This window comes from Sphingomonas bacterium (assembly GCF_028289855.1).
GTDB lineage: Bacteria > Pseudomonadota > Alphaproteobacteria > Sphingomonadales > Sphingomonadaceae > Sphingomonas.
On sequence record NZ_JAQGKZ010000062.1, the window covers coordinates 1 to 7,102 of the forward strand.

General features: G+C 65.1%; 6 protein-coding genes and 1 pseudogene. 6 read left to right on the forward strand and 1 reads right to left on the reverse strand.

Annotated features, from left to right (window positions below):
- The 6 genes from JWM94_RS07150 to JWM94_RS07175 all read left to right on the forward strand — a co-directional run.
- On the forward strand, positions 1 to 263 hold a 263-nt coding region (locus JWM94_RS07150), incomplete at its 5' end, for a hypothetical protein (protein WP_299424265.1).
- 630 nt (positions 264 to 893) lie between these two features.
- Positions 894 to 2,309, forward strand: coding sequence for a bifunctional diguanylate cyclase/phosphodiesterase (locus JWM94_RS07155; protein ID WP_299424267.1), 1,416 nt, complete (start codon positions 894 to 896; stop codon positions 2,307 to 2,309).
- Positions 2,306 to 3,046, forward strand: coding sequence for a LysM domain-containing protein (locus tag JWM94_RS07160; RefSeq protein WP_299424269.1), 741 nt, complete (start codon positions 2,306 to 2,308; stop codon positions 3,044 to 3,046). Before JWM94_RS07155 ends, JWM94_RS07160 begins: the two co-directional genes overlap by 4 nt.
- A gap of 65 nt (positions 3,047 to 3,111) precedes the next feature.
- A complete protein-coding gene (locus JWM94_RS07165; protein WP_299424270.1) occupies positions 3,112 to 4,785 on the forward strand; it encodes a serine/threonine-protein kinase in 1,674 nt (557 codons plus the stop codon).
- An 11-nt stretch (positions 4,786 to 4,796) separates the two neighbouring features.
- Positions 4,797 to 5,804, forward strand: coding sequence for a type VI secretion system-associated FHA domain protein (locus JWM94_RS07170; protein WP_299424271.1), 1,008 nt, complete (start codon positions 4,797 to 4,799; stop codon positions 5,802 to 5,804).
- Complete coding sequence (locus tag JWM94_RS07175) at positions 5,801 to 6,547, forward strand: protein phosphatase 2C domain-containing protein (RefSeq protein ID WP_299424272.1); 747 nt, start codon at positions 5,801 to 5,803, stop codon at positions 6,545 to 6,547. The genes JWM94_RS07170 and JWM94_RS07175 overlap by 4 nt, the downstream gene beginning before the upstream one ends.
- A 439-nt stretch (positions 6,548 to 6,986) precedes the next feature.
- On the opposite strand, the pseudogene JWM94_RS07180 reads toward JWM94_RS07175, so the two are convergent.
- Positions 6,987 to 7,102 (reverse strand): annotated as a pseudogene (locus tag JWM94_RS07180) (rod shape-determining protein); the annotation flags it as partial.

Below are 7,102 nucleotides of genomic sequence, written 5' to 3' on the forward strand. Positions count from 1 at the left end.
CGATGAAGGAGCAGTTCAAAGATCCCGCCGCGCGGTTCGACGTCAATATCCAAAGCGTAGATGTCTCGAAGGCCGGTGACACGGCGGTCGTCCGCTCGCTCTATCAATACGGCTTCACCGACCCCAAAACCAAGAAGGTTTCCAGCGAGACCGGCAATTGGGTTGCGGGGTTCAAGCGCCAGGCGGACGGGTCGCTGAAGCTCGCTTGGTCGATCGGCGCGGATACGCCGCCGGTGGCATCGACGGACAAGCCGAAGACCTGAATCGTCCGCTGGCGGCAGCTAACCACTAGTTCCCGTCGTGCAGCGCCGGATGGGCGCGAACGTCTGCTAGCGACCCAATAGCGGACATTGGCGCTACGCAGCTTTGCGCCCCGGTTGCAGTCATTCGACGCAATCAACCTTCGCTTCGAAAGCGGTCATTCGTTCAGACTGTCGGCGAACGTCCGCCATTAGGTCGACAGCTGCCGCGCTCTGAGAACGCCAGCTTTCCGTTTTCTAGATGGCCATCGGGCCCGTGGAGAACAGAATGGATATCTTGGCGTCGATATCGAAGACTCGCCGCTGCTGGCGGAGCGGACTGAAATCTGTCCTCGTGGCGGGTCATCTGCATCAGGGATGGAGATCGCTCGGCGAGCCTAGGCCACTGATTTGCATCAAGTTTGCTTTAACCGGCTCGTATCACTTTTTACTTATGCCGGGCTTGTGGACCGCCCGATCGATCATTCAGACAAGACGATTCGCCGAACGCTTCCCTACGCGGCGGTAGCCGCGGCGGTTTTTGCTGCAGCGACGATAAATTTTGCCGCTGCCGTATTGTTCGGCTTGACGGCGTTTGGCTTGATCGTCTGGATTTCGCGGTTGCGACATGATGTGGACCGTGCAGCGCGGCGAATGGACGCGGTTTGCGCCGATCCGCTGCCGTCGTTGAACCTTGAAGTGGGCGTCGCCGCGATCGAGCAGCAGATGGCGTCACTCAATCATCGCCTTGTCGCCGCGCACCCGGTAAGCGGTTTGCCCGTCCGAGAAGCGTTGCTCGCGCAGATGAATGCTGACGGCTGCGGGATGCTTGGTGCGATCGCGTTTGCGGATTTCGACCGACTCACTGCGTTCGACCCGGCGCTGGGGGAGCGCGTCTTCGCAGCCTCTACCGCCCGGTTACGCGCGATGTTGCCGCCCGAACGCTTCATCGCCCAGGTCGATCGCGGCTACGTCGGCTTGTGGTTCGGCTTGCAGGCTGACGAGACGGTTGCGCGCGCCGAACTCGACGCGATCGGCTATGCGCTCGGCGAAGAGATTGAGGCCGGGGAGACTACGATCGTTCCTCAGCTAAAGGTCCGTCTGGCGCGGTTCGATCAGGCCGACGGAATTGAGGCGGGCGCATTCCTCGCTCGCACCTTGGCATCGTTCACGCTTTCTAACGGCATCGTCGCGACGGTCGACAAACCCATGGTCGATTATGCTGAACTCGCGCGCGACCGCTATGCGCTTGAACAGGACATGCGCCAAGCGATGGCGCGGCGTGAATTGCGACTCGATTTCCAGCCGCTGATCGACGCCGCGCAAGGGCGGGTGTGCGGTGCCGAGGCGCTGATCCGCTGGGATCACCCCGAACGCGGCGCGATTCCGCCGGCGCGGTTCATTCCGATCGTCGAGGCGATGGGGCTGGCGAGCGAAATCGGCATGTGGGCGTTGAACGCCGCCGCACGCGAGGCGCAGGGCTGGGCGACGCAGGGGCTCGATCATTTGCGCGTCGCGGTCAATGTGTCGGGGCTGCAGCTCGAACGCGACGATCTGCCGATCCTCGTCCAGCGCACGCTGCAACGTCACGAACTCGGCGCCGCCGCGCTCGAAATCGAATTGACCGAGAGCGTCGCGACGAGCGATGCCGCGCATTGCCGCGAGATTTTTCACGATTTGCGCGCGATGGGCGTGAAGCTTGCGGTCGACGATTTCGGCACCGGCTATTCGGGGTTCAGTTCGCTGCGCGCGCTAGCGTTCGACAAGATTAAGATCGACCGCGAATTCGTCACCGACGTCGACACTCGCACCGATAGCCAGGCGATCTGCCAGTCGATCGTAGCGCTCGGTCGCGGGCTCGGCATTCGCGTGCTCGCCGAAGGAGTCGAGCGGCGGCAGGAATATGAATGGCTGCGCCGCCACGGCTGTAATCATTTCCAGGGCTTTTATTTCGCGCGGCCGATGAGCGGCGAGGCGTTCGTCGCCTTTGTCCGCGACCCCGCGCGGCTGACCGAATTGTTGCGGCTCGACGTAACGCCGAACCAGATCGAAGCGAGGTTGAGGGCATGAGCATGCGTACGAATTTGGTCGGGATCGGCATTGGTGCGCTGGCGCTTTCCGCCTGCTCTGCAGGCCCCGGCCGGGTCGGCAAGGCGCCGCCGCCGCCCGTCGCCACCGCGGCGAGCGAGACCGATGCCGCGTCCGACCTGTTGATGCAGGGCAAGGACGCCGCCGCGCGCAAGAAGCTGAAGGCGATCCTGAAGCGAGACCCGATGAGCGCGGCGGCGCTGATGCTGATCGATTCGATCGATCGCGATCCCAAGCAGCTGCTCGGGCCGCAAAGCTATCCCTATGTCGTCGCGCCGGGCGATACGATGGCGGGACTTGCCCAGCGTTTCCTCGGCAATCGGTTGAAGGCCTATCAACTGGTCCGCTACAATGGCCTGAAGGCGCCGGTGACGCTGGCTGCGTCGCAAGTGCTGCGCATTCCCGGCGAGCCGCTGCGCCCGCCCGAACCGGTTCGTCGTGCCGAGCCTGCCCCGACCCGGTCCGCGCCGACGGGACCGGCTACGCCGAAACCTAGGGTAGCAGCGCCGAAGCCGACCGCCCCGGCGGCGGGTGCGGCCAACCCGGCGGCCGCGCGCCAGTTGCGCACCGCCGGGCTCGCCGCGCTCAATCAGGGTAATGTCGACCGCGCGGTCGGCCTGCTGCGCCGCGCGGCCCAACTCGATCCCGGCAACGCGCTGATCGCCCGCGATCTTGGCCGCGCCGAACGCATCGCCGCCACGGTGCGGGCGCGAAAGTGACGGTCAGCAATGTTTAAGGCTTTGATTTTATGGCGAAGGGCTGAACCTTGTCGGGGACGCGCGTCATGACCATGCTCGGCCGTTATCGTGTCGACGATCGCCTCGGCGAAGGCGCGATGGCCGATGTCTATCGCGCGCATGATCCCGATATCGGCCGCACCGTCGCGATCAAGGTGCTCAAGCCCGACTTTGCCCGTGACCCCGACATCGCCGCGCGGTTCCTGCGCGAAGCGCGCGCCGCGGGCGCGCTCAGCCACGCCAATATCGCGACGATCTACGATGTCGGCGAGACGCAAGGCGCCGCGTATATCGCGATGGAATTGGTTGATGGCCAGCCGCTCGATGTAGTCCTGCAGAATCAGGGACGAATGCCGTACGAGCGCGTGCTGGCGATCGGCCAGCAACTCGCCGCAGCGCTCGCTTATGCGCACCGCGCCGGTGTGGTCCACCGCGACATCAAACCGTCTAATATCCTGCTGTCGGCCGACGGCCAGACCGCCAAATTGCTCGATTTCGGCGTCGCGCGGATTGGCGAGATGGACCAGGCCACCGCCGACCGTCAATTCGCAAAAACGCAGGTCGGGCAGCTGATCGGGACGCCGCGCTACATGAGCCCCGAACAGGCGCTCGGGCTGCCGGTCGATCAGCGGTCCGACCTCTTCTCGCTCGGCGTCGTTTTGTACGAGATGATCACCGGCAAGGTTGCCTTCCCCGGCACCGCGCTGGCAACGCTCGCAATCCAGATCGCGCAGGAAAAGGTCGAGCCGATCGATCGCAGCGCGGGCGATTGCCCGCCGGGCCTGCGTTTCATTATCGACAAATTGCTGTCTAAGAAGCCCGAGCAGCGCTTCGCCGACGGCGACGCGCTCGCCGCCGCACTGGCGCGCGAGATTGCCGCGCAGGGCGAGAAGCCAGCGGGCAAGCGCGGACTGCCGCTGCGCCTCAAGCTACCACTCGCGCTCGTGGCGGTCACCGCGGCCGCGCTGTTCGCGTGCGTCACCACGACGCTGGGCCGTGAACGTCAGACGCTCGAACACATGGCGATCGTCTCCGGTAAGTCGACCGCCGCCTTCGTCACCAACAATGCCGCCGTGCTCGCCGCCGAAAATGCCGGGCTGCCCGCCGATCAACAGGATTGGTCGGCACTCCAGGCGTTCGCCGTCAGCGCCAGCCGCGATCCTGCGATCCGTGACCTCGTCGTTGTCGACAGCAGCGGGACGGTGCGGGCCGCCGGCGACGCCAGACTGGTCGGCCGGCCGTATGTTCAACCGACCGGCGAACCGTTGATGGAAGCCGTTGATGGGGCACAAGTTGCAGCCGCTGCCGACCGTGGACGCGGCGCAGGCATCCGCTTTCTCCAGCCAATCCGTTATGCCGGCGCCGAATTCGGCCGCGTCGATCTGGTGGTGAAGCGCACCGCGCTCGACGCCGCGCTCGGCAGTGCGCGGACGTCGCTGCTCGCCCTGTCGGGCGTCGTGATGCTGGTCGTGCTGCTGATCGGTTATCTCAGCGGCGCGATGGTCGCGCGCCCGCTCGGCCGGTTGCGCCGCGCGCTCGACGAAGCCGGAAATAACGGGTTTGCATTGCGCATCTCGCATCGCCGCCGCGACGAGTTCGGCGCCGCGTTTGACGCCTTCAACCGCGCCGCCGCCGCAGTCGAGCCCCAACTCGCCGAGACCGATGAGGGCGAGGCCGCCGTGCTCGCCACGCGCATCGCGCCGTCGCGGCGGGCTGCCTGAGCGTCATGTACATGCTCCAACTCTTTGATACGGCGAACGACCTCCAGCCGATCGACGCTCGGCTGATCCGCGACGGGCTGATGCGGATCGGGCGCGACAGCGCCGCCGACTGGTCGATCGCCGACCCTGATTGCGAATTGTCGCGGTCGCATTGCGAGCTGGCGGTCGCCGATGGCGCGCTGACGCTGCGCGCGCTGGGCGCCAACGGCGTGTTCGACGACAGCACTGGCGAGCGTTTTCCCGACGCGGTCGAGGTAGCGATGCCGATCCCCTCGACGCTGCGCTTTGGGCGGTTCCGGTTGAAGGCCAGCCACGCGCCGCACGGCGACGAACCGGTCGATGCTGCGCGCACGATGGTGCTGACCCCGCCGCTCGGCACCTCGACCGCGGTGCCTGACGACTGGAGCGACGCCGGTATCGTCCTTCCCGCCACCAACGGGTCGCTGCTCGAAGCGTTTTGCGAGGGTGCCGGGCTCGACGCGTCGTTGCTGTCGAGCGAGGAGCCGACCGAGATCATGCGCCGCGCGGGCGCGGTCTATCGCCAAATGGTGCTCGGCATCGGTGACCTGATGACCGAGCGTGATCGCGCGCGGGGCCAGTACAAGCTCTCCCGCACGACGATCGGTGGTACCAACAACAATCCGTTCAAATGGGCGCCGACGCAACGTCTCGCGATCGACCTGTTGCTCGCCGGGTCGAGCAACTTCCTGTCGGGTCCGGCGGCGTTGCAAGCGTCGTTCCGCGATATCAAGCGCCACCTGATCGCGACCTTCGCCGGACTGCACGGCAGCCTGCGCGCGGCGGTCGGCAGCTTCGACCCCCAAGCGCTCGACGCCGCGGTCGAACCCCGTGCTTCCTTGCTCAAGAGCCGCGCCGCGCTGCAGGCCGAAGAAGTTGCCAACCGCCACGCGGACCTTGCACGGCAACTTGACGATGGCGAAGGCGGGTCGCTCGAGAAGGCGTTCGTCTTCGCCTATGATGCCGCCGAGGCGCAGGCCGATGCGGGTGAGAAACAATGACCGCGATGCCGGTACAGCGCCTTGCCGCCGATCCCGATCAGCCGATCACCGTCCAGTCGGTCGCGCGCAGCCATGTCGGGATGGTCCGCGCGATCAACGAGGACCGCGTTTTCGATTGCCCCGAAGCGCGCGTCTGGGCGGTCGCCGACGGGATGGGCGGGCACGCCGGCGGCGATCTCGCGGCGCAGGCAGTAGTCGACCGGTTGCGCACGCTGACATCGGGCACGCGCGCGATCGGGTTCACGGATTTGCTGGTCGCATTGGGTCAAGCAAATGGCGATATCCGCCAGCGCAACGACCGGCTCGGCGCCGATGCTGGAGCCACCGTCGTCGCGGCGATGATCGACGACGCGACCGCGCACATCGCTTGGGCGGGCGACAGCCGCGCGTATCGGTTGCGCGACGGCGGCCTGGAGTTGCTGACCCACGATCACAGCATGGTTCAGGAACTGGTCGATGCGGGGCTGTTGACTGCTGACCGCGCCGAAAGGCATCCACAGTCTCACGTGGTGACGCGCGCGCTCGGGGTTGATGACGATCCCCGCCTGCAAACCGTTAGCGCAAGCCTGAAGCCCGGCGACCGCTTGTTGATCTGTTCCGATGGCTTGTCGCGCTCGCTTGCAATGGGAGACGCCACGGGCGATCCAATCGAGACGCTCGCCAAAACCATGCTCGCCAACGCGTTGGCGCGCGACGGCAGCGACAACGTTTCTCTGATACTAATTGAACTAGGGAGCTGTTGAGTAGCGCAAGGCAACAAGACTGTTTCATCTGGCAACAGCCGAAAAACCGCCATTCTGGTATCGGCCCAGGGTCGGCCAATTGGACCGTTCGTCCGGACGTCCGCTTTCCACCCAATTGCAGACATTCCCGCCCTCGACATAAGGCGCATTATCAGTCTGGCACCGACCGGCAGCGACGACCGACGAGCGGGCGTTTCAACGGCGATTATGCAAAGCTACCGCCATTGGTTCTACCTGGATCAATCAGGAGACTGAACGCCGCCAAGTTGGTCCAATGTGAGGGATGTCGGAACTTCCTGAGCAATAACGGGCTGATCCTCATCGTGGTCGGAAAGCGGTAATGTAGGCCACGTCGAGATCGACTGGTCCGCGCCGGCTCCGGATGCAAGGAATGTCCGCAATCCCTCCCGAGCTCCGAAGTTCAAATGTTCGCCGACAATTAGTCCTCGATCATCACACCTGCGTAGGCTGGGTCTTCGAGCGCCTGACCGGCGCCCATCGCTACACATGTCAAAGCATCGTCAGCAACAACAACTGGCACACCGGTCCCGCGGG

What these genes read in the sequence shown, in the direction of transcription:
- JWM94_RS07155 (WP_299424267.1), top strand. Translation starts at nt 894, where the DNA reads ATGGACGCGGTTTGCGCCGATCCGCTGCCGTCGTTGAACCTTGAAGTG.
- JWM94_RS07160 (WP_299424269.1), top strand. Translation starts at nt 2,306, where the DNA reads ATGAGCATGCGTACGAATTTGGTCGGGATCGGCATTGGTGCGCTGGCG.
- JWM94_RS07165 (WP_299424270.1), top strand. Translation starts at nt 3,112, where the DNA reads ATGACCATGCTCGGCCGTTATCGTGTCGACGATCGCCTCGGCGAAGGC.
- JWM94_RS07170 (WP_299424271.1), top strand. Translation starts at nt 4,797, where the DNA reads ATGCTCCAACTCTTTGATACGGCGAACGACCTCCAGCCGATCGACGCT.
- JWM94_RS07175 (WP_299424272.1), top strand. Translation starts at nt 5,801, where the DNA reads ATGACCGCGATGCCGGTACAGCGCCTTGCCGCCGATCCCGATCAGCCG.